At 72.7% G+C, this 21814-nt stretch carries 15 protein-coding genes and 1 pseudogene; 9 read left to right on the top strand and 7 right to left on the bottom strand.

The genetic code is table 11. The features are described 5' to 3' along the window. Nucleotides 1-444 precede the first annotated feature (444 nt). A pseudogene (locus AB0B01_RS15670) lies at nt 445-972 on the bottom strand (hypothetical protein); the annotation flags it as partial. A gap of 219 nt (nt 973-1191) precedes the next feature. On the opposite strand from AB0B01_RS15670, the gene AB0B01_RS15675 reads away from it, so the two are divergent. Next, on the top strand, nt 1192-2463 hold the full coding sequence (locus tag AB0B01_RS15675; protein ID WP_361718208.1) for a sensor histidine kinase: 1272 nt from the start codon (nt 1192-1194) through the stop codon (nt 2461-2463). A 44-nt stretch (nt 2464-2507) separates the two neighbouring features. On the opposite strand, the gene AB0B01_RS15680 is transcribed toward AB0B01_RS15675, so the two are convergent. Both AB0B01_RS15680 and AB0B01_RS15685 read right to left on the bottom strand, forming a co-directional pair. After that, nucleotides 2508-3020 carry an SUKH-3 domain-containing protein gene (locus AB0B01_RS15680; RefSeq protein WP_361718211.1) on the bottom strand — a complete coding sequence of 171 codons (513 nt, stop codon included), beginning with the start codon at nt 3018-3020 and terminating at the stop codon, nt 2508-2510. Nucleotides 3021-3031: 11 nt separating this feature from the next. Further along, nucleotides 3032-3580: a YwqJ-related putative deaminase gene (locus tag AB0B01_RS15685; RefSeq protein WP_361718214.1), complete on the bottom strand. Its 549-nt coding sequence runs from the start codon at nt 3578-3580 to the stop codon at nt 3032-3034. A gap of 229 nt (nt 3581-3809) precedes the next feature. Between AB0B01_RS15685 and AB0B01_RS15690 the strand changes: the two genes are divergently transcribed. The 3 genes from AB0B01_RS15690 to AB0B01_RS15700 all read left to right on the top strand — a co-directional run bounded on the left by AB0B01_RS15690 (nt 3810) and on the right by AB0B01_RS15700 (nt 8478). Next, nucleotides 3810-4823 carry an SMI1/KNR4 family protein gene (locus tag AB0B01_RS15690; RefSeq protein ID WP_361718216.1) on the top strand — a complete coding sequence of 338 codons (1014 nt, stop codon included), beginning with the start codon at nt 3810-3812 and terminating at the stop codon, nt 4821-4823. A gap of 7 nt (nt 4824-4830) precedes the next feature. Further along, nucleotides 4831-7443, top strand: coding sequence for an SUKH-4 family immunity protein (locus tag AB0B01_RS15695; protein ID WP_361718218.1), 2613 nt, complete (start codon nt 4831-4833; stop codon nt 7441-7443). Nucleotides 7444-7599: 156 nt separating this feature from the next. Beyond that, nucleotides 7600-8478: a cellulose-binding protein gene (locus AB0B01_RS15700; protein WP_361718221.1), complete on the top strand. Its 879-nt coding sequence runs from the start codon at nt 7600-7602 to the stop codon at nt 8476-8478. Between the two features lie 52 nt (nt 8479-8530). Here the strand turns inward: AB0B01_RS15700 and AB0B01_RS15705 are convergent, their stop codons facing one another. Genes AB0B01_RS15705 through AB0B01_RS15715 form a run of 3 tightly spaced genes read right to left on the bottom strand, consistent with a single transcriptional unit; the run spans nt 8531 to nt 11798 of the window. Continuing rightward, nucleotides 8531-9412 carry a hypothetical protein gene (locus tag AB0B01_RS15705; RefSeq protein WP_361718224.1) on the bottom strand — a complete coding sequence of 294 codons (882 nt, stop codon included), beginning with the start codon at nt 9410-9412 and terminating at the stop codon, nt 8531-8533. Between the two features lie 38 nt (nt 9413-9450). Further along, entirely contained in the window at nt 9451-10080 is a 630-nt protein-coding gene (locus tag AB0B01_RS15710; RefSeq protein WP_361718227.1) for a hypothetical protein, read from the bottom strand. A 41-nt stretch (nt 10081-10121) separates the two neighbouring features. After that, complete coding sequence (locus tag AB0B01_RS15715) at nt 10122-11798, bottom strand: MFS transporter (RefSeq protein ID WP_361718230.1); 1677 nt, start codon at nt 11796-11798, stop codon at nt 10122-10124. Nucleotides 11799-12068: 270 nt separating this feature from the next. Between AB0B01_RS15715 and AB0B01_RS15720 the strand changes: the two genes are divergently transcribed. The 3 genes from AB0B01_RS15720 to mfd all read left to right on the top strand — a co-directional run bounded on the left by AB0B01_RS15720 (nt 12069) and on the right by mfd (nt 19148). Continuing rightward, on the top strand, nt 12069-12857 hold the full coding sequence (locus AB0B01_RS15720; RefSeq protein WP_361718233.1) for an ABC transporter ATP-binding protein: 789 nt from the start codon (nt 12069-12071) through the stop codon (nt 12855-12857). 56 nt (nt 12858-12913) lie between these two features. Next, nucleotides 12914-15439, top strand: a complete 2526-nt coding sequence (locus AB0B01_RS15725) for an FtsX-like permease family protein (protein WP_361718387.1) — start codon at nt 12914-12916, stop codon at nt 15437-15439. Between the two features lie 178 nt (nt 15440-15617). After that, a complete protein-coding gene (gene mfd / locus AB0B01_RS15730) occupies nt 15618-19148 on the top strand; it encodes a transcription-repair coupling factor (RefSeq protein ID WP_361718236.1) in 3531 nt (1176 codons plus the stop codon). A gap of 101 nt (nt 19149-19249) precedes the next feature. Here the strand turns inward: mfd and AB0B01_RS15735 are convergent, their stop codons facing one another. Further along, nucleotides 19250-19432 carry an antitoxin gene (locus AB0B01_RS15735; RefSeq protein ID WP_361718239.1) on the bottom strand — a complete coding sequence of 61 codons (183 nt, stop codon included), beginning with the start codon at nt 19430-19432 and terminating at the stop codon, nt 19250-19252. A gap of 207 nt (nt 19433-19639) precedes the next feature. Between AB0B01_RS15735 and AB0B01_RS15740 the strand changes: the two genes are divergently transcribed. Next, a complete protein-coding gene (locus tag AB0B01_RS15740) occupies nt 19640-20254 on the top strand; it encodes a hypothetical protein (protein ID WP_361718242.1) in 615 nt (204 codons plus the stop codon). After that, complete coding sequence (locus tag AB0B01_RS15745) at nt 20251-21762, top strand: serine/threonine-protein kinase (protein WP_361718245.1); 1512 nt, start codon at nt 20251-20253, stop codon at nt 21760-21762. Before AB0B01_RS15740 ends, AB0B01_RS15745 begins: the two co-directional genes overlap by 4 nt. Nucleotides 21763-21814 lie beyond the last annotated feature (52 nt).

Here is a 21814-nt window from a genome sequence, read left to right on the forward strand (position 1 = left end):
GCCAGGTCGGAGCGTTTGACGGTCTCGCGGGAGGCCGCGCAGGGCAGTGGGGTGGAGTCGATCAGCCGCAGGTCGTCGTGCCAGGTGGGCACCTGCCGGGCCAGGGCCTCGATCACGTGGCTGATCAGCGGTCCGGCCGCGTTCAGGCGCTTGTTGTAGGCCGACTGCTGGGGCAGGTAGCGGAACAGGTGCCCCAGCCGGGCGTGGGCGAAGCGGATCCAGTGCCGGGCCGAGGGAAAGCCGAGGAGAACCTGGGCCGGCCAGGCACAGAAGTTCGGCGTCCGTCAGTTTCGGAGGTCGCCCGATCCGGCGACAAGGCGCCACGTGGTCGTCGATGAACACGTACAGTGCCGCCAGAAGGGCGTCCAGGTTTGTCTTCACACACTGACCAACGGGCGCCCTTCGCCATGGTCGCGACCAGCACAGACATCGGACTCATTCATCTAGCAGGTCCAACCAGGCCAGGAATACCTGGATCACGTCCGGATCGCTGTTGACGAAGGTCACGTACTCCCGGCGTTCGTACGTCTTGTCCTTGGTCCCCTCGGCCCAGTAAAGGGCAACCCCCGCCATGAACAGTTCCCGGTCCGACAGGGAGCCGATCTCGGCTGCGGCCTCCTGTTTGGTGCGCTGCCGCTCTTCGTCGCGTGCCTTGAGAGTCCGTTCCCAGCCGCGCTTGGCGATGGCGGAGGCCTCTTCGGGGGTGCGCTGTCGTTCCGGTTTCGGGAGGTCGCGGACCCAGAGGGAGATCGAGCTCTTCGAGCAGCCGAGCTCGACCTGGATCTGGTCGTAGGTCATGCCCTGGAGGCGGAGCTCGCGGGCCTTCGCGCGGAGGTCGTCCTTCGCGCGAAGGCGCTTCGTCCATTCAGGGGCCGGTTCGCCCTCCAGGAGGCGGTTGAGGATGTCGTTGTTGTGGACGTGCAGGCGGTCGCGGATCTGGCGGCGGCTGAGGCCCTCGCGGCGCAGGGTCACCGTCTGCTCGCGGAGGCTGTCGAAGGTCGCGGTTCCGGTGCGGAGGCCGCCGGTGCTCGTCGCAGGGGCGACCTCGGCTGTCGGTCATGGCCTCACTGTCGTCCGGAATGTGGGATTCAGGTCTCGCATGCCGGCTTATTCATTCGTACGTGCGATTACCGGGGGTTTGCCGGAATTCCGGTCGCCTCCGTGGTGGGGGCGCTGGCTACGCTGGACGGCATGACCTATACGGGGGATGAGCGGGGCGGGGCCGGGCGGGACGGGCCTTGGTGGTGGGAGCGGCGGCGGGGAGCCGTGCTCGATGTGGGGCTTGGCGGGGTGTCCGCCGTGGAGTGTGCCGTCGAGGGGGTCGGCTTCGCCCACGAGGCTTCGGTGCCCGTGGCCGTGGGGGTGCTGTTCGGGGTCGTGGTGGGGGCCGTGCTCGTGCTGCGGCGGCGCTGGCCGATCGCCGTGGTGTTGGTCGGGATCGCCGTGTCTCCGGCCGCGATGGGGTTCCTGCTGGGGGTGGTCGGGCTGTACACGCTCGCCGCCTGCGAGGTGCCCCGGCGGATCACCGCGACGCTGACCGCGATGTCGCTGGCGGCCACCTTCGTGGTGATGTACGTCAGGACCATCGGTGACGAGGGCGTGACGCGGACCGTCGTGATCTGGCTGTCCGTGTTCGTGGCGGTGGCGCTGACGGTGCCGCCGGTGCTGCTCGGCCTCTACATAGGGGCGCGGCGCCGGCTGATGGAGAGCTTGCAGGAGCGGGCGGTGTCGCTGGAGCGGGAGTTGTCGCTGCTCGCGGACCGGGCCGAGGAGCGGGCGGAGTGGGCGCGTACGGAGGAGCGCACGCGGATCGCGCGGGAGATGCACGACGTGGTGGCGCACCGGGTGTCGCTGATGGTGGTGCACGCGGCGGCGTTGCAGGCGGTGGCGTTGAAGGATCCGGAGAAGGCCGTGAGGAACGCCGCGCTGGTGGGGGACATGGGTCGGCAGGCGTTGACGGAGTTGCGCGAGATGTTGGGGGTGCTGCGGGCGGTGGAGTCGCCGAAGTCGGTTGCGGCGGTTGCGGCGGTGGCTCCGGTGGCTGCCCCGGCTGCTGCTGCGTTCGACGAGGGGCCCGGGCCCTCGCTGGCGGAGCTGGAGGCGCTGGTGGAGCAGTCGCGGGCGGCGGGGATGGTCGTGGAGCTGGAGGTGCGGGGTTCGGGGGCGTCGTATGCGGCGGAGGTGGAGCAGACGGCGTACCGGGTGGTGCAGGAGGCGTTGACCAACTGCCACAAGCACGCGCCGGGTGCGCGGGTCGCCGTACGGCTGGCGCACCGGGAGGGTGAGGTGGCGATGCAGGTGGAGAACGGGCCGTGTGACGGTCAGGCGGTGGTGCCGGCGCTGCCGAGCGGGGGGAACGGCCTGGTGGGGATGCGGGAGCGGGTCCTGAAGCTGGGCGGGGTGTTCGTGTCGGGGCCGACGGATGCGGGCGGGTTCCGGGTGTCGGCGGTGTTGCCGGTGTAGGCGCGGGGCCGGGGGCCGGGGGGTGGGACCCCGGCCGGTGGCGGTCAGTGCGCCGTGGTGAGGCGGGCCGGCTGGAGGCCGGTGAGGAGGAGGGTGAGGGCTTCGTCGACGCCTGCGCCGAGGTACCAGTCGCCGGTGTGGTCGATGCCGTAGACGCGGCCTTCGCGGTCGATGGCGAGGTGGGAGGCTCCGTCGGAGTCGGCGCCGAGGGGGCAGAGCTCGGTGGAGAGGGCCCGGCCGAGGTCGGCGAAGGTGCGGGCCAGGTGGAGGCCGGTGAGGGGGTCCAGGCGCACGGGGACCGGTGCTATCTGGCGGCCGGGGCCGGGGGCGGCAACGGTGAGGCCGCCGAATTCGGCCCAGGCCTCGACGGCGGCGGGGAAGACGGTGTGCCGGTGTCCGGCGGGGGTGGTGTGGTCCCGGAGGGCGTCGGCCCAGTATTCGGCCTGCTTGATGTCCCAGCGGCCGGGCTCCCAGCCGGCGGTGCGCAGGGCGGTGTCCACGGGGGTGGGGAAGCGGGTGGCCGAGGAGCGGTCGTAGGAGGCGGAGGAGGTGGTCATGGTGGTGTGGGTCAGGCCTTCTGTGAGGCGGGGGTGAGGTCGACGGCGCGTACGCCGAAGTGGGCGAGGAGGGCTTCGCAGGAGCGGCAGGGTGGTGCGTAGCTGCCGTGGAGGGGGTCTCCGTCCTCGCGGATGCGGCGGGCGGTGATCTTGGCGTGTTTGAGGGAGCGGCGGGCTTCGCTCGCGGTCAGGGGTTTGCGGGAGGCGCGCTTGCTGCGGGCGCCTTCGACGGCGGCGAGGTGGCGGGAGAGCAGGATCGCTTCGGGGCACCGGCCGGTGAAACGTTCGCGCTGGTTGCTGGTGAGGGTGTCGAGGAAGTCCTGGACGAGGTGGTGGAGTGCCGGTGGCTGGTCGGCTTTGCCGGCGGTGCCGGTGAGGGTTTCGCCGCGTACGGAGAGTGCGGCGGCGATGGTGGGGAGGATGCCGTCGCGGCGGAAGCGCAGGACGGGTACGGCGGCTCGGCCGTCGGTGCTGCTCCAGCGCAGGCGCGGGTCGCCGCCGTGGCTGCCGTTCTGGCCGTCGGTCTGTGCGTGTTCTGTGCGGGTCGCCGTGTTCTGCATGGTCGCTCTTCCCTCCCGTGGCGGCGGTGATGGCCGCTGTCGCGCACGCCCCCGTGCTGCGGGGACAGACTGTCAAATGTCCTCTGTCGTGTGGAAGCGGGGTCGAATATTCGTATCAATTCGGATGTTCCTGGCCCTTGTGGGGGTGGGTGGCGTACGGGCGCGGGGTGCTCTTGCCGGAACACATAGGCTGTGGTGAACCAGCCAGATCCAGCAGGGGGCTACCGCCATGACGACAGGTCGGCTCGGGCAGCAGGCCGCGCCACCCAACGCCGCGTATTCGGGGCAGGTCGTGCATTTCCCGGACCCGGTCCGGGCCGCTCGGCATCCCCAGGGCGTGCGGATGGACGGGAACGGACATCCGGACTTCTCTCCGTACGCGCGCGCGGCGGTGGAGATCGCCGAGCCGCCGGAGGGCTTCGGCGTGGACGAGCTGCGGCTGACGGACTTCGTGTCGGCGAATGCGGCGATGCGGGCCTCGGGGCATGCGCTGTGGGACACGGTCGGTGCGGTGGCGACGCCGCACGGCTGGACGTGGCACCACGTGGCGGGGACGCGGCGGATGGAGCTGGTCCCGGTCGAGGTGAAGGCGCTGCTGCGGCACCACGCGGGTCTGGCGACGGCGCCGGTGGACCACGAGAGGCGTGGGACGCGGGCGTTGCAGGAGGTGCGCCCGGTGCACCTGGGGCTGCCGAAGACGGTGGTGTCGGTGTCCGAGGAGCAGGTGCAGGGGGTCGAGGAGGATCTCGGCTACCGGCTGCCGGAGGCGTACCGCTCGTTCCTGAAGGCGGCGGGCGGTTGTGCGCCGGTGGGTGTGGGGCTGGACGTGGACCTGGGTGTGCTGGTGGACCAGCCGTTCTTCACGGTGCGTGAGGAGGCGGCGGTCAATGACCTGGTGTACGTCAACAAGTGTCTGCGCGACCACCTGACGAAGGACTACCTGTGCGTGGCCTTCGCGCAGGGCGGTCTGCTCGCGGTGAAGGTGAAGGGCGAGGGCATCGGGTCGGTGTGGTTCTCGCCGTACGACGACGCGCGTGACCGGGACGGCTGGTCGGTGCAGGAGCGCGTGGAGCGGTTGTTGCTGCCGTGCGGTGCCGATTTCGATGCCTTCCTCGAAAGGTTGGCGGGGAATCCGCCGGAGTTGGAGACGGTGGCCGGTCTGATGGTGGACGGCGGATTCGCACGCTCGGTTCCAGTGGCGGGGTCGGCGTCGGCTTCGGCTCAGGCTCCGGTGGAGGGGTGACGGCGTGATGGTGACGTTTGCGCAGGCGCAGGAGCGCGCCGAGGAGTGGATCAACGGGGCCGTGGCGCCGTATCAGCACCGGGAGGTGCGGGTGCGGGAGTTCGGCCTCGGGTTCGTGGTGTGGGCGGAGGACCGTGCGGCGGGTCCGGTGTCGGGTGGCGGCCGCCAGCGGCTGGTGATCGCGCGGGACAGCGGCGAGGTGACGCTGTGGCCGGGGTTGCCGGTGGGTGAGGTGATCCGCCGGTACGAGGAGGAGTACGGGGCTGCGGCTGCGCCGGCTGCGGAGCCGTCGGTGCCGACGCCGCGGATCGACTCGGAGCAGACGTCGTTCATGCTGAGTCCGCCGGAGTGGTTGCAGGAGGCGGCGGACCGGGCGGGGATTGCCCCGGCGGCTCCCGCTCCCGCTCCGGCTCCGGCTCCGCCGGTGGATGCGGCTGCGGCTTCGGTTCCGGCCGGGGACGCGGGTGCTCCTGTGGCGGCTGCGGCCGAGGGGGCTGCGGCTGCCGCTGCCGCTGCTCCTGCGCCTTCTCCTGGTCCCGCGGCTGCCGAGGGGGCTGCGGCCGCCGGGCCGGAGGCCGCGGATGCTCCGGCCGCGCCGGAGTCGATCGACGCCGTGCCGCTTCGGCGCGAGGTGCCGTACGAGCCGACCGCCAATGACGGGGTGCCGGTCGGGGCCACGCCGTGGGCGGGGACCGATGTGAACTCCGGCGCCGACGACGCCGCTTCCGTGCCGCTGCCCGCGACGGTGTTCGCGCCGCCGTTGTCCGGTTCGGACCTGGACGACGTGCCGGCGCCGCCCGCGGGGGCCTCGGAGGCGAAGACGACGCTGATGGCGGGGGGCAGCCGGCTCCCGAGGACGGCGGTGGCGCCCGCGCTGGACCTCGGCGCGGCGGATGCGAGTGCCCTTGCGGACGCTCCGACGAGCAAGGCCCGTGTCTCCCGGCCGGGCGAGCCGCCCGTGGCGCCGCCGGCGCCGCCCGCGGCCCAGCCGGCCGCTCCCGCCGGTCCGCCCGGGGGCGGGCTGGACCATGCGGCGACGATGTTGGCGGGTCCGGCCGTGGTGGGTCAGCCGCCCGCGCCTCCCGGCCCGCCCGCGCCTCCCGGCCCGCCCGCGCCTCCCGGCCCGCCCGCGCCTCCCGGCCCGCCCGGGGCTCCGGGTGCGCCCGGTGCTTCGCGTGGTGGTCAGACGCCTGCGCCTCCCGGTCCGCCGGGGGCTCCCGGTTCGCTGGGGCAGGGGCTGGACCATGCGGCGACGATGCTGGCGGGTCCGGCCGTGGTGGGTCAGCCGCCCGCGCCTCCGGGGCCGCCCGGTGCGCCCGGCGCTTCTCGTGGTGGTCAGACGCCTGCGCCTCCCGGCCCGCCGGGGGCTCCCGGTACGCCGGGGCAGGGGCTGGACCATGCCGCGACCATGCTGGCGGGTCCGGCCGTGGTGGGTCAGCCGCCCACGCCTCCCGGCCCGCCCGGGGCTCCGGGTGCGCCTGGTGCTCCCGGTGTTCCGGGTGCTCCCGGGCAGGGGCTGGACCATGCCGCGACGATGCTGGCCGGTCCGGCCGTCGTGGGCGGGCCGCCCGCGCCTCCCGGCCCGCCCGGCCAGCCGCAGCCGCAGCCGGGTCCGGCGCCGCAGGCTCCCGTACCCCCGGGTGTGCCCACCGTCGGCCCGGGCTACCAGGCCGTCCTGCGCTACCGCGCTCCCGACGGCTCCGAGCAGCAGCTCATCCGCCGCTCGGCGCCCGGTACCCCGCACCCCGAGTGGCAGATCCTGCACGAGCTGCGCGCGATGAACGTGCCGCCGCAGCAGGTGCTGGAGCTGCACACCGAGCTGGCCTCCTGCGAGCTGCCCGGGGGCTACTGCGCCCGGATGATCCGGGAGACGTGGCCGCAGGTCCGGATCACGAGCGTGGCCCCGTACGGGCAGGACCACGCGGGCCGTCAGGCCGGCATGCGCCATCTGCTGACGCACCAGGGCGAGTTGCACCAGGTGGCGGACGGTCCGGCGCGGCCCGCGCCGGTACGGGCACCGCTGCCGCAGGTGCCGTTGCAGCCGGCGATCCCGTTGGAGGCGATCGCGCAGGAGCTGGTGGGGGCGTTCGGTCCGCAGGGCGTGTTCCGCTTCGACCAGCGGGCCGTGTCGCGCCAGGGTGTGCCGGAGATCGTGGCGCAGACGCTGGTGTGGTCGGGTCTGCCGGTGGACTTCGGGCCGTTCTTCTGGGCGCAGGCGGTGCCGGGCCAGCCGGTGCCGACGCTGGCGGAGCTGGCGGCGCAGCGTCAGGTGCAGCCGGCTTCGGACGCGGGTTCGTACCTCGTGGTCGGAAGTGACTTCGGCAAGGCGCTGTGTGTGCAGTACGGGACGGCGCACATCGTCGCGGTGCCGGTGGAGGGCGGTCCGGGCGGGGCGCCGGTGCCTCCGCAGTTCGTGAATTCGAGCCTGCCGCAGTTCGCGCGGTCGCTGGCGATGCTGGGTCACATGTGGCGGCTCAGGCAGCATCTGACGCCGGAGCAGGCCGGGCGCTGGACCGTCGATTTCCAGGCGAATCTGGCGGGGCTCGACAGTGCGGCGCTGGCGTCGCCGGAGAGCTGGTGGTCGGTGCTGCTGGAGCAGATGTGGGACGGATTGCTCTGATCCGGTGACCCGGTCCGGCGATCGGGTGATCAGGTGATCGTTTGAATGGCCGGGTGGGGACCCCTCGTGCGGGGTCCCGGCCCGGCCATTCCGGCTTCTGGGAGCAAATGGCGCATCCTTGACAGGGATCCCCCCCGCGAGAGAGGCGCTTCCAGGATGAGTGCACCCTTCACGACCGTGCGCGGCCGCGGCTACCGGACGGACCAGGTCGAGCGGTATCTCGCGCGCCTGTCGGGGAGTCGGGACGAGGCGTGGGAGCGCGCGGCGCGGCTGACGGTGCTGGCGCGGCAGATGGAGGCGGAGGCGGAGCGGCTGCGGGAGGCGGTCGCGCAGCTGGCGCCGCACGGGCAGACGTACGACGAGCTGGGCGAGCGTGCGCGGCGGATCCTGCTGCTGGTGGAGGAGGAGGCGGACTGCGTGCGCGGGGACGCGCGGGCGGATGCGGCGGAGACGCGGAGCGCGGCCGAGGCGCATGCGGAGCGGGTGGCGGAGCTGGCGCGGCAGGACGCGGAGGCGGTGCGGGAGCAGACGGAGGTCCGGGCGCGGCAGGGGCTGGCGCGGGCGGAGCGGGAGGCGGAGGCCCTGCGGGCGGAGGCGCGGGAGGAAGCGGCCGCGTGGCGGGGGGAGGCGGCTGCGGGGCTGGCGGAGATGCGGCGGCGGGTGGAGGCGCTGCTGGCGGAGCGCGAGCAGGAGCAGGAGGCGCGGTGGGAGGCGTCGGAGCGGGAGCTGGCTGCGCGGGAGGCGGAGTTGCTGGCGCGGCATGCGGAGTGGGAGCGGTTGGCGCAGGGGAGGCTGGCGGAGGCGCGGCGGGGGTACGCGGAGGTGGAGGAGCTGGCGCGGCACGGGCAGGAGGATGCGGAGGCGCTGGCCGCTGAGGTGCTGGCGGGGGCGCGGGTGGAGGCGGAGCGGGTGGGGCGGGAGACGGAGCGGATCCTGCGGGAGCATGCGGAGGCGCAGGAGGAGATGCGGGCGCACATGAGCCATGTCCGGTCCAGCCTGGCGGCCTTGACGGGGCGGGCTCCGGCGGAGGGCTAGGGCGGGTTTCTGCGGGTCCCGTGCAAGCCCGCTTCCGGGTGGGGAGTGCTCGTCAGGCGGCGCCTTCATGGGTGGTTGCTGTTGCCAGGGGGGCCGGGGTCGGGGTCGGGGTCGGGTCGGTCGGGTAGGGGGAGGGGTCGCTGCGCAGGCCGCGGGAGGTGACCGTCACCGTGAAGGCGGCCGGGGCGGCGGGCGGCAGGGGGGCGGTCAGGGTGCAGGCGGTCGGGTCGAACTGCGTCGGCAGGGGCGTTGCGTCGACCTCCACGCGGGCCTCGGGGCCGAAGCCGCCGCCCTCGACCCGTACGGCGCCGTCCGCGACGGTGACCCGGGTGATCACCGGGTTGGCCCGGGTGGCCATCTTGTTCACCAGGTAGGCCCCCGCCGGTGCGCCCGTCAGGGCCCAGATCTCCTCGGGCAGGCGGGGCAGTCCGGCGCCGACGTCCGTGAGGAAGAACAGCACCACGTAGAGCATGGTGACCGCGCTGAGCGCCACGTACTGGAGGTCCACCAGGTCCGTGCGTCCGCTGTCGTTCGCGATGAGCTCGCGCAGGGGCCGGTGTCCCTGCGGGGTGGGCTTGGGGGCGGGTTTGGCCAGGCTGCCGTTTTCCAGGCGGGTGCCGACCACTGCCTTCGCCGCGATCAGGGCGACGTAGGGGCCGCCGAGCAGGGGCAGGTAGACCGTGGTCAGGGTGGACAGCGGGCCGTGGCCTCCGTTGCCGTGGAAGTAGGTGATGCCGCCGCCTGCCGTGAGGCCGTACGCGAGGATCGCGAGCAGCAGCCAGACGAGGATCACCGTCCAGGCCAGGGCCAGGGCGGTGGAGGTGGACAGGCGGCCGTCGCGGCCGGTGACGGGGCCGGGGTGCCGGCGCAGCTGCCAGCCGATCGGGCCGGCCAGTGCGGCCAGTAACAGCAGTGCGAAGAGTGCGGAAGCCATGTCGTCCCCCCGGTACGGTTGCTGATCCGGCCTCAGGTCTACTCGGTTGGCCCGGGCCATGACAAGCCGGACCTCAGTCGCCGCTTGATCGCCGTGACGGCTGCCTTTGGGTCGTCGGCGTGGCAGCGGACCGTGTGGACCTCCGTGCGTCTGCCCAGGAGGCTGACGGCGGTGACCGGTTGACTGAGTTCGATGGTGAGCGAGGTCTGCGACGCGACGGCCACCTCCAGGACGCCGTCCTCGGTCTTCTTCCCGTCCGGGAACCGGAGGTCGTAGCGGACGGACTCGATCCGTTCCGCGGGTATCCACAGGTCGAGCCCCGCCCCGCGCCGCACCCGCAGTCCGCCGGGCCCCAGGACGTGGGGGCGGGTGACGGCCGCGGCGTGCAGCCCCAGGACCAGGCACACCGTGTAGAGGTCGAGGACCAGCATGACCAGGTGGGCGACCGGATACGCGGCGAGCATGAAGGACACCCCGACGGTCTCGACCGCGAAGACGAAGACCAGTCCGTACGAGGTCGGCGCCTGGGCGCGTGCGTAGCCGAGGGCGGTGTCGGCGGGGCCGACCCCGTGCCTGCGCCGGGCCGCCCACAGGCCGAGGCTCCTCATCCAGCGGCCCTCGTGGGCCAGTAACTGCCGTGCTTGTGCGGCTCGTTCGCCGATCGCCATGGCTCCAGTGAAACAGAGGCCCGTGTTGCGCCCGGGGCCGTTCAGTCCTGGGGGAGGACCGGGAAGCGGCGGGGGGCTACCAGGAGGAGGGTCAGGAGGGCTGCGAGGGCGGCGGCCGTGGCACCGAGGAAGATGTGGTCGACGGCGCTGGCCAGGGCCGCGCGCAGGTAGTCGGCGGCGGCCCCCGGGAGTTGTCCGGGCTGGGCGAGGGCCTTGGACACGTCGTCCAGGTGCTCCGGCAGCCCCGGCATGGGGGCGTGGGCCAGCCGGGAGGCGAGGGTGGCGTTGGCGACGGCTCCGAGCAGGGCGGCTCCGACGCTCTGGCCGACCTGCCGGCAGAAGAGCACCGAGGCCGTCGTCGTGCCGCGCTCCGCCCAGCCGACGGTGGACTGGACCCCCACGATCAGCGGCAGCTGGAACACGCCGAGGGCGGCGCCCAGCGCGAGCATGATCAGTGCGGGCTGCCAGGGCCGGGCGGGGTAGGGCAGGAGGGTGAAGGAGAACAGGATCGCGGTGGCCAGGGCCATTCCGGCGGCCGCGGTGTTGCGGAAGCCGATGCGCCGGTAGACGTGCTGGCTGAGGGCGGCTGACAGGGGCCAGCTGAGGGTCATGGTGAAGGTGACGAGCCCGGCGGTGAAGGGGCTGAGGCCGAGTACGGATTGGGCGTAGGTCGGCATGAACACCATGGGGGCGACCATCAGTACGCCGAGCGCGCCCAGGGCCAGGTTCACGGCGGCGATGGTGCGCCGGCGCCAGACCCAGCCGGGCAGGATCGGTTCCGCGGCCCGGCGTTCGATGCGCAGGGTCACGGCGGCCAGCACGGTGCTCGCGCCCAGCAGGGCGAGGGAGGGCGCGGACAGCCAGGGCCAGGCGACTCCGCCCTGCACCAGGGCGAAGAGCAGCAGTCCGCCGCAGGCGAAGACGCCGAGCGCCCCTGCCCAGTCGACGGGGCCCCGGCGTCCGGGGGAGCGTACGGGTTCCACGAGGTGGCGGCTGATCATCCACAGGGCCAGGCCGCCGAGCGGCAGGTTGATCAGGAAGATCCAGCGCCAGTCGCCGTAGGCGGCGAGCAGGCCGCCGAGTGCCGGGCCGGCGACGGCGGAGGTGGCCCAGACCGAGGACATCCTGGCCTGGATCCTGGGGCGGTCCTTGAGCGGGTAGAGGTCGGCGGCCAGTGTCTGCACGGTGCCCTGGAGGGCGCCGCCGCCCAGGCCCTGCACGATGCGGAAGGCGATGAGTGCGGCCATGTTCCAGGCGAGGGCGCACAGGAGGGAGCCGAGGACGAAGAGGGCGACGCCGAAGAGCAGGACGGGCTTGCGGCCGAAGGTGTCGGACAGCTTGCCGTAGACGGGCAGGGTGACGGTGACGGCGAGCAGGTAGCCGGCGAAGAGCCAGGAGAAGACGGAGAATCCGCCGAGGTCGCCGACGACTTGGGGAACGACGGTGGAGACGGCGGAGCTGTCGAGGGCGGGCAGGGCCATGGCGAGCATGAGGGCGGCCACCAGGGCGGTGCGGGGCCTGGCGCCGGTGCCGGCCGGGTCCGCCGCCTCTTTCGCCGCGCCCGCCGCGCCCGCCGCGCCCGCCGCGCCCGCCGCGCCCGCCGCGCCCGCCGCGGCTGCCGTTCCCGTAGGGGTCGCGGCCGGGTTCCCGGGTATGCCCGCGGGTGCGTCGTCGGGGCTCTCGCCTGCGGCTTCGCTCGTGCTCTCCTCCGTACCCACCAAGATCCCTTCACTGTGCACGGACCTGCGGGTGACACCTTCTCACCATGGCGTTTGAGGCGGTATCCCCTGCCCATCCCTCAGTACGGATCCCCCGGAGGGTGGAGAACCCCTAGGGGGTGCTCCTCACAAGGGCCCAGGGCTCATTCGTCCCGGCGGAGGAGGAGACCGGCCCGGCGAGGTTCTTAACTGGTGCATACGAGCCGGGGTGGGGTCGCTCCTCCCGGGCGGCTACGCATCGAAGCTACGCATCGAACGAGGAGACAGACCGTGACAACGGCTATGACCGAAACCAGGCACGGGGGTACTGGAGGGCATGCAGCCGTCGCGGCCCGGGCGCGGAAGGTCGTCAAGGCCTATGGCGCCGGCGAGACGCGCGTCGTCGCCCTCGACGAGGTGGACGTGGACATCATGCGGGGCCAGTTCACCGCGATCATGGGTCCTTCGGGCTCCGGCAAGTCCACGCTGATGCACTGCCTCGCCGGCCTCGACACCGTGACCAGCGGCCAGATCCATCTGGACGACACCGAGATCACGGGGCTCAAGGACAAGAAGCTGACGCAGCTGCGCCGCGACCGGATCGGGTTCATCTTCCAGGCCTTCAACCTGCTGCCGACGCTGAACGCCCTGGAGAACATCACGCTCCCCATGGACATAGCGGGCCGCAAGCCCGATGCGCAGTGGCTGGACCGGGTCGTGGAGACCGTCGGTCTCGCGGGCCGCCTCAAGCACCGCCCGACCGAGCTGTCCGGCGGCCAGCAGCAGCGCGTGGCCGTCGCCCGCGCTCTCGCGGCCCGCCCGCAGATCATCTTCGGGGACGAGCCGACCGGAAACCTGGACTCCCGTGCGGGTGCGGAGATCCTCGGCTTCCTGCGCCGCTCGGTGGACGAGCTCGGCCAGACCATCGTGATGGTGACGCACGACCCGGTGGCCGCCTCGTACGCGGACCGCGTCGTGTTCCTCGCCGACGGCCGGATCGTGGACCAGATGTACGGGCCGACCGCCGACCAGGTCCTGGACCGTATGAAGGACTTCGACGCGCGCGGGCGGACCTCGTGAGTGCGAATACCGTCCTGAAGACCTCACGGCGCAACTTCCTCGCCCACAAGGGGCGCATGGCCCTTTCGGCGGTCGCCGTCCTGCTCTCCGTCGCCTTCGTCTGCGGCACCCTGGTGTTCACGGACACCATGAACACCACCTTCGACAAGCTGTTCGCCGTCACCAACTCCGATGTCACCGTCAGCCCGAAGGCGGCCGAGGCGGGCGAGGAGAGCCCGAACCGCGGCAGGCCCGAGGTGCTGCCGGCCGCGGCGGTCGAGCAGGTGAAGAAGGCCGAGGGCGTGAAGGCCGCCGAGGGCGGCGTCGTCTCGATGTCCGTCACGGTCGTCAACTCCAAGAACGAGAACGTGGGCTCGACCACCGGTGCCCCGACCATCGCGGGCAACTGGAGCGACAACGAGCTCAAGTCCATGAAGATCACCTCGGGTCAGGCCCCGCGCGGCCCCACCGAGGTGATGGTCGACGCCGACACGGCGAAGAAGCACCACCTGAAGCTGGGCGACGAGCTGCGCACCATCGCCATCACGGGCGACGTCCGCGCGAAGATCAGCGGTATCGCCACCTTCACGGTGACCAACCCGGGTGCGGCCGTCGTCTACTTCGACACCGCCACCGCGCAGGAGAAGCTGCTGGGCGACCGTGCGGCGTACACCCACATCAACGTCAACGCCAAGGAAGGGGTCGGCGACGAGCAGCTCAAGCGCAACATCGCCGCCGCCGTCGGCGCGGGCACGTACAAGCTGCAGACGGCGAAGGAAGCCGCGGACGCGAACCGCAAGGACGTCGGCTCCTTCCTGAACGTCATGAAGTACGTGATGCTCGGCTTCGCCGGGATCGCCTTCCTCGTCGGCATCTTCCTGATCTTCAACACCTTCTCGATGCTGGTGGCGCAGCGCACCCGGGAGATCGGGCTGATGCGCGCCATCGGCGCCGACCGCGGCCAGATCCTGAAGTCCGTCGTGGTCGAGGCCGTGCTGCTGGGCATCGTCGGCTCGGTGCTGGGTGTCGCCGCCGGTGTGGGCCTGGCGGTGGGCCTGATGAAGCTGATGGGCCAGGTGGGCATGCACCTGTCCACCGACGACCTGACGGTCGCCTGGACCACGCCGGTCATCGGCCTGGTCCTCGGGATCCTGGTCACCGTCGTCTCGGCCTTCATCCCCGCCCGCCGGGCCGGGAAGGTCTCTCCGATGGCCGCCCTGCGCGACGCCGGCACCCCCGGCGACAAGAAGGCCGGCCGGATCCGGGCCGTCCTCGGCCTGGTCCTCACCGGCATCGGCGGCGCGGGCCTGTCCCTCGCCGCGGGCGCCGACAAGGCCGCCACCGGTTCGCTGTGGCTGGCGCTCGGCGTGCTGTTCAGCCTCATCGGCTTCATCGTCGTCGGCCCGCTGCTGGCCGCCGGCGTGGTCCGGGTGCTCTCCGGCGTGGTGCTGCGGCCCTTCGGGTCGGTCGGCCGGCTCGCCGAGCGCAACGCCCTGCGCAACCCGCGCCGCACCGGGGCCACCGCCGCGGCGCTGATGATCGGACTGGCGCTGGTCGCCTGCCTGTCGGTGGTCGGCTCCTCGATGGTGGCCTCGGCCACCGACGAGCTCGACAAGTCGGTCGGCGCCGACTACATCGTCCAGTCCCAGACCGGCCAGCCGGTCATGCCGCAGGCCGAGCAGGCCCTGCGCGCGACGAAGGACCTCGACCACGTCACGGCGTACCGCGAGGTGGAGGCGAAGATCACCGCCCCCGACGGCTCCGCCGAGGACACCCCCCTGAGCGCCACGGACCCCACGTACGCGAAGGACGTCCGGCGCAAGATGGTGGCCGGCGAGCACGCGGCGGCGTACGGCAAGGGCGCCATGTCGGTCGGCTCGCTCTACGCGGACCAGCACCACGTCAAGGTCGGCGACGAGATGACCGTCGCCTTCAAGGGCGGTGCCACCGCCAAGCTGAAGGTCGCCGCGATCACCTCCGACGAGGGCAACCTCGACAAGGGCGTGAAGTACATCAGCACCGCGACCGCCGAGGAGTTCGTGCCGGCCGACCGGATGCCGCGGCCGTTCATGCTGCTGGGCAAGGCCGCCGACGGGAAGGGCGACGCGGCGTACGGGGCCGTCAAGGCCGCGCTCGCGGAGTACCCCCAGTACAAGGTGCTCAACCAGACCGACTACAAGAAGGCGCTCAAGGACCAGGTCGGCCAGCTGCTGAACATGGTCTACGGCCTCCTCGGCCTGGCGATCATCGTCGCGGTCCTGGGCGTGGTGAACACCCTCGCCCTCTCGGTGGTCGAGCGGACCCGTGAGATCGGCCTGATGCGCGCCATCGGCCTCTCCCGCCGCCAGCTGCGCCGCATGATCCGCCTGGAGTCGGTGGTCATCGCCCTCTTCGGCGCCCTCCTCGGCCTCGGGCTGGGCATGGGCTGGGGTGCGACCGCGCAGCAGCTGTTGGCCCTGCAGGGTCTGAAGGTGCTGGAGATCCCGTGGTCGACGATCATCGGCGTCTTCATCGGGTCGGCGTTCGTCGGACTGTTCGCCGCGCTGGTCCCGGCCTTCCGGGCAGGGCGGATGAACGTACTGAACGCGATCGCGAGCGAGTAGCCGCGGTCGTCACGGGGGAGCACACCGGCCCCGGTCCAGCCCGTGCGGGCGGACCGGGGCCGGTGTCGTCCGTATCCCGGGGGCGGCCCGCACCGCTGCGTCGTAGGGTGGGAACCCCCGGCCCGCGTGCGTGTCGGGTCCTTCGCGTTGCCCCTTCACCGGATGGAAAGCCTCCTTCATGAGCCTGCACGGACTGCTCGACGCCGTCACCCGGGACCCGGCCCTCGCCGAGGCGGTCACCGCGGCCGGGGACGGCAACCGCATGCACGTGGACCTCGTCGGCCCGCCGGCCGCGCGTCCCCTGGCCATCGCCGCGCTGGCCGCGCGGACCGAGCGGACCGTCCTCGCGGTCACCGCGACCGGCCGGGAGGCCGAGGACCTCGCCGCCGCCCTCAGGTCGTTCCTGCCCCCGGACCAGGTGGCGGAGTTCCCGTCCTGGGAGACGCTGCCCCACGAGCGGCTCTCGCCGCGCAGCGACACCGTGGGCCGCCGGCTCGCCGTCCTGCGCCGGCTCACGCACCCCAGCAAGGACGATCCGGCGGCCGGTCCCGTCTCCGTGGTGGTCGCGCCCATCCGCTCGGTGCTCCAGCCGCAGGTCAAGGGGCTGGGCGACCTGGTGCCGGTGAGTCTGCGCCGCGGCGAGAGCGCCGATCTGGGCGAGGTCACCGAGGCGCTGGCCGCGGCCGCGTACGCCAGGGTGGAGCTGGTGGAGAAGCGCGGGGAGTTCGCCGTGCGCGGCGGCATCCTCGACGTGTTCCCGCCCACCGAGGAGCACCCGCTGCGCATCGAGTTCTGGGGCGACGAGGTCGAGGAGATCCGGTACTTCAAGGTGGCCGACCAGCGGTCCTTGGAGATCGCCGACCACGGTCTGTGGGCCCCGCCGTGCCGGGAACTGCTGCTGACCGACGGGGTACGGGAGCGTGCGGCGGCCCTCGCCGAAGCGCACCCCGAGCTCGGCGAGCTGCTGAACAAGATCGCCGAGGGGATCGCGGTGGAGGGCATGGAGTCCCTCGCCCCGGTGCTGGTCGACGACATGGAACTGCTCATCGACGTGCTGCCCGCCGGGTCGATGGCCGTGGTGTGCGACCCGGAGCGGGTGCGGACCCGGGCCGCCGACCTGGTCGCCACCTCGCAGGAGTTCCTGATGGCCTCCTGGGCCGCGACCGCGGGCGGCGGGCAGGCCCCGATCGACGTGGGCGCGGCCTCGCTGCGCGGGATCGCGGACGTCCGCGAGCGGGCCCGCGAGCTCGGCATGATGTGGTGGTCGGTCTCTCCCTTCGCCGCCGACGAGCAGCTCGGCGGGGACACGCTGAAGCTGGGGATGCACGCCCCCGAGGCGTACCGCGGCGACACGGCCCGCGCGCTCGCCGACACCAAGGGGTGGATCGCCGACGGCTGGCACACCGTCTACCTCACCGAGGGCCACGGCCCGGCCGCCCGTACCGTCGAGGTGCTGGGCGGGGAGGGCATCGCGGCCCGGCTGGAGGTCGACCTGCCCGCGCTGGAGCCGGGCCTGGTCCACGTGGCGTGCGGCTCCCTCGACACCGGCTTCGTCGACCCGGCCCTGCGCCTGGCCGTCCTCACCGAGACGGACCTGACGGGGCAGCGCACCGCCAGCAAGGACCTGGGCCGGATGCCGACCCGGCGCCGCAAGTCCGTCGACCCGCTGACCCTGGAGGTCGGCGACTACATCGTCCACGAGCAGCACGGCGTGGGCCGCTACATCGAGATGGTGCAGCGCACGGTGCAGGGCGCCACCCGCGAGTACCTCCTCGTCGAGTACGCCCCCGCCAAGCGCGGCCAGCCCGGCGACCGGCTGTACATCCCCACCGACCAGCTGGAGCAGGTCACCAAGTACGTGGGCGGCGAGGCCCCGACCCTGCACCGGCTCGGCGGCGCCGACTGGACGAAGACCAAGGCGCGGGCGAAGAAGGCCGTCAAGGAGATCGCCGCCGACCTGATCAAGCTGTACAGCGCGCGGATGGCGGCCCCCGGCCACACCTTCGGCCCGGACACCCCCTGGCAGCGCGAGCTGGAGGACGCCTTCCCGTACGCGGAGACCCCCGACCAGCTCACCACCATCGCCGAGGTCAAGGAGGACATGGAGAAGTCCGTCCCCATGGACCGGCTGGTCTGCGGCGACGTCGGCTACGGCAAGACCGAGATCGCGGTGCGTGCGGCGTTCAAGGCGGTCCAGGACGGCAAGCAGGTCGCCGTCCTCGTCCCCACGACGCTGCTGGTCCAGCAGCACTTCGGGACCTTCTCCGAGCGCTACAGCCAGTTCCCGGTGAACGTGAAGGCGCTCTCCCGCTTCCAGTCCGACATCGAGTCGAAGGCCACCCTGGAGGGGCTGCGCGAGGGCTCGGTGGACGTGGTGATCGGTACGCACCGCCTCTTCTCCCAGGAGACGAAGTTCAAGGACCTGGGCCTGGTCATCGTCGACGAGGAGCAGCGCTTCGGCGTCGAGCACAAGGAGCAGCTGAAGAAGCTGCGCGCCAACGTGGACGTGCTCACGATGTCCGCGACCCCGATCCCGCGCACGCTGGAGATGGCGGTGACCGGCATCCGCGAGATGTCGACGATCACCACCCCGCCGGAGGAGCGCCACCCGGTGCTGACCTTCGTCGGCCCGTACGAGGAGAAGCAGATCGGCGCGGCCATCCGCCGGGAACTCCTGCGCGAGGGCCAGTGCTTCTACATCCACAACCGCGTCGAGTCCATCGACCGGGCGGCGGCCAGGCTGCGCGAGATCGTCCCCGAGGCGCGGATCGCGACCGCGCACGGGCAGATGTCCGAACAGGCCCTGGAGCAGGTCGTGGTGGACTTCTGGGAGAAGAAGTTCGACGTGCTCGTCTCGACCACGATCGTCGAGTCCGGCATCGACATCTCCAACGCCAACACCCTCATCGTGGAGCGCGGCGACAACTTCGGCCTCTCCCAGCTGCACCAGCTGCGCGGCCGCGTGGGCCGCGGCCGCGAGCGCGGGTACGCGTACTTCCTCTACCCGCCGGAGAAGCCGCTGACCGAGACCGCGCACGAGCGGCTCGCGACGATCGCCCAGCACACCGAGATGGGCGCCGGCATGTACGTGGCGATGAAGGACCTGGAGATCCGCGGCGCGGGCAACCTGCTCGGCGGCGAGCAGTCCGGCCACATCGCGGGCGTCGGCTTCGACCTCTACATCCGCATGGTCGGCGAGGCGGTGGCCGACTACCGGGCCGCCGTCGAGGGCGGTGAGCAGGAGGAGCCGCCGCTGGAGGTCAAGATCGAGCTGCCGGTCGACGCGCACGTCCCGCACGACTACGCGCCGGGCGAGCGGCTGCGCCTGCAGGCGTACCGGTCCATCGCGTCGGCGAACTCCGAGGCCGACATCAAGGCCGTGCGCGAGGAGCTCACCGACCGCTACGGCAAGCTGCCCGAGCCGGTGGAGAACCTGCTGCTGGTGGCGGGGCTGCGGATGCTGGCCCGCGCGTGCGGGGTCGGCGACATCACCCTCCAGGGGCCGAACATCCGCTTCGGGCCGGTGGAGTTGCGTGAATCGCAGGAGCTGCGGCTGAAGCGGCTCTACCCGGGGGCGGTGCTCAAGCCCGCCACCTCGCAGGTGCTGATCCCGCGCCCGAAGACCGCGAAGGTGGGCGGGAAGCCGCTGGTCGGCCGGGAACTGCTGGCCTGGACGGGGGAGTTCCTCACCACGATCCTCGGGTCGTGACGGGTCGTGACCGCGCTCCGCGCGTCGTGACCCGCCCCCGGCCGTGACCGCGGCGGGGACCGGTGTCCACCGGTTCCCGCCGCGGCCGTCGCATGCCGGGGCTACCTGTCGGGGTCGTCGTCGACCCCCATGCGCCGCTCCATCTGCTGCTGGCCCTGGTCGACCTGGTCGGTGTACTTGTCACCGGTCCGCCGGTTGACCTGCCGCTCGGCGGCGTCGGACGCCTGCTTCGCCTGCTTGCCGTGGCCCTGCAGCATTTCCTTGGCCTTGTCGAAGATCCCCATACGAGGGCTCCCTTCCGTATCCCTTTTGGGACGGTACGCGTGTTTGGCGGAGCCCGCTCGCCGAGCCGGGCGGGCCCTGCTCCGGCCGCCGGGCCGCGCGGCAGGTGGCGACCCTGCAACGGTTGGGCGGATCCCCTCACTGGCGGCCGGAAACGCTGTATACGCTCAGTCCCGAAGTTTCGTCGACACGGCCCGTCAGGAGCAGCAATGCACGGCCCCGGCATCCCGCCGCAGCAAGGCCCCCAGCCCAGCACCGGGGGCGTGGTGGCACTGCGCGTGCTGTTCGCCCTGCTGCCCGTCCTGAGCTGCGGCTTCCTGGCCTGGGGCACGATGCTGCGGCTCGCGGTCGTCACCCGCAAGTCCCGGGACTGGGGGCTGCTGGCGGCCAGCGGCGTGCTCACCGTCTTCTGGATCGCGCTCATCAACGCCGACAAGACGCCCGACACCAGTGGCTGGCAGAGCGACACGGGGGCGCTGGGCACGATCCTCACCGGCTTCGCGGTCTGCGTGTACTTCCTCATCGCCGACATCCGCCACCACGACGTTGCCGCAGCTGCCCGGACCGCGCCCTGGTACCCGCCGCGCCCGGCCCCGTACGTACCGCCGCAGCAGCAGAACACCACCCCGGCCGCCTACGCCTACCCGCCGACCCCGCAGCAGCAGGCCCCGGCCCCCGCTCCTGCCGCTCCGGCCACCCCGCCGCGGATCGGGCAGGTCCGCGCCGAACTCGACGAGCTCAGCGAACTCTTGCGCAAGCAGACCCCGCCGAGGAACCCCGACCCGAGCCAGCCGCGCAACGAGGGTGAGGGCACGGCCCGGTGACCGAGGACCACCGGATCATCGGCGAGCGCTACCGGCTGGCCGCCCTCCTGGGCCAGGGCGGCATGGGGCAGGTCTGGACGGCGTACGACCAGCGCCTGGACCGCCGCGTCGCCGTCAAACTGCTGCGCCCCGACAAGGTCGCAGGGCCCGGCTCGGTCGCCGACGAGCTGCGCAGCCGCTTCGTCCGCGAATGCCGGGTCACCGCGCAGGTGGACCACCCCGGCCTGGTCACCGTCCACGACGCGGGCAGTGACGGCGACGAGCTCTTCCTCGTCATGGGCTACGTCGAGGGCACCGACCTCGCCGACCACCTCGCGCAGCACGACCCGTACCCGTGGCCGTGGGCGGTCGCCGTGGTCGCGCAGCTGTGCGCGGTGCTGTCGGCCGTGCACGCGGTGCCGATCGTGCACCGCGACCTGAAGCCGCGCAACGTCATGGTCCGGCCCGACGGCACCGTCCTGGTCCTGGACCTCGGTGTCGCCTCGGTGATGGACACCGACACCACCCGCCTCACGAGCACCGGTTCACCGATCGGCAGCCCGGCGTACATGGCGCCCGAGCAGGCGATGGGCGGCGCGGTGGGCCCGTACACCGACCTGTACGCGCTCGGCGTGCTGCTCTACGAACTCCTCAGCGGCAACGTGCCCTTCGCCGGGTCCACCGCGCTCGGCGTCCTCCACCGCCACCTGTACGAACCGCCGGTCCCGGTGCGCCGCCTGCGCCCCGAGGTCCCCCACCAGCTGGAGGCGGTCCTCCTCCACCTGCTGGCCAAGGACCCCCAGGACCGGCCGTCCTCCGCGCAGCAGGTCTACGAGGCCCTCGCACCGCTGCTGCCCAAGCAGGGCTCCCCGGCCGGCCCGCTCGACCCGACCCGGCCCTTCCTGCGCCCGCACGCCCCCTGGCCGGACCGCGCCGCCACCGTCCCGCCGCAGCCCACCGCCGCCCCCGCGGTCCCGCCCCGGCCGGACATCCCGGCCGCGGTGGACGAGGCCCGCAGCCTGCTGGACCAGGGCCGCCTGACCCAGGCCGTGGACATCCTCGGCGGGATCCTCCCGGCCGCGGCCGACGAGCACGGCGAGCACTCCCCGGTGGTCCGCTCGCTGCGCAAGCAGTACGCGGCCACGCTGATGGACGACGGCCAGTACCGCCGCGCCCTGCCCGAACTGCGCCGCCTCGCCGACGAGTTCCCGGCGGGCGACCCGCAGGCGCTGCGCTTCCGCTACGACGCGGCGCAGTGCCTGGAACAGCTCGGAGAGCCGGCCGCCGCCCTGGCCGAATACCGCTCCCTGCTGCCCCTGTTCGAGAACCACTACGCCAACCCGGACCCCGGCCTGCCCCTGGAGGTCCGCCGCCGGATCGCGCACCTGCTGCTCTCGCTGGGCGACCGCCCGGCGGCCCACGACACCCTGGCCCGCCTCCTCTTCGACGCGGACCGCGTCCACGGCCCGGCCCACCCCTTCTCCACGGAGGTCCGCCGCACCCTCCAATGGCTCGGCCAGGTCCGCTGACCCCTGCCGGCTCGGGCGCCTGGTGGGGCGAGGGCCGGCCCCGGCGGCTCCG

Origin of the sequence: Streptomyces sp. NPDC044571 (assembly GCF_040647115.1) — a bacterium.
Classification (GTDB): domain Bacteria; phylum Actinomycetota; class Actinomycetes; order Streptomycetales; family Streptomycetaceae; genus Streptomyces.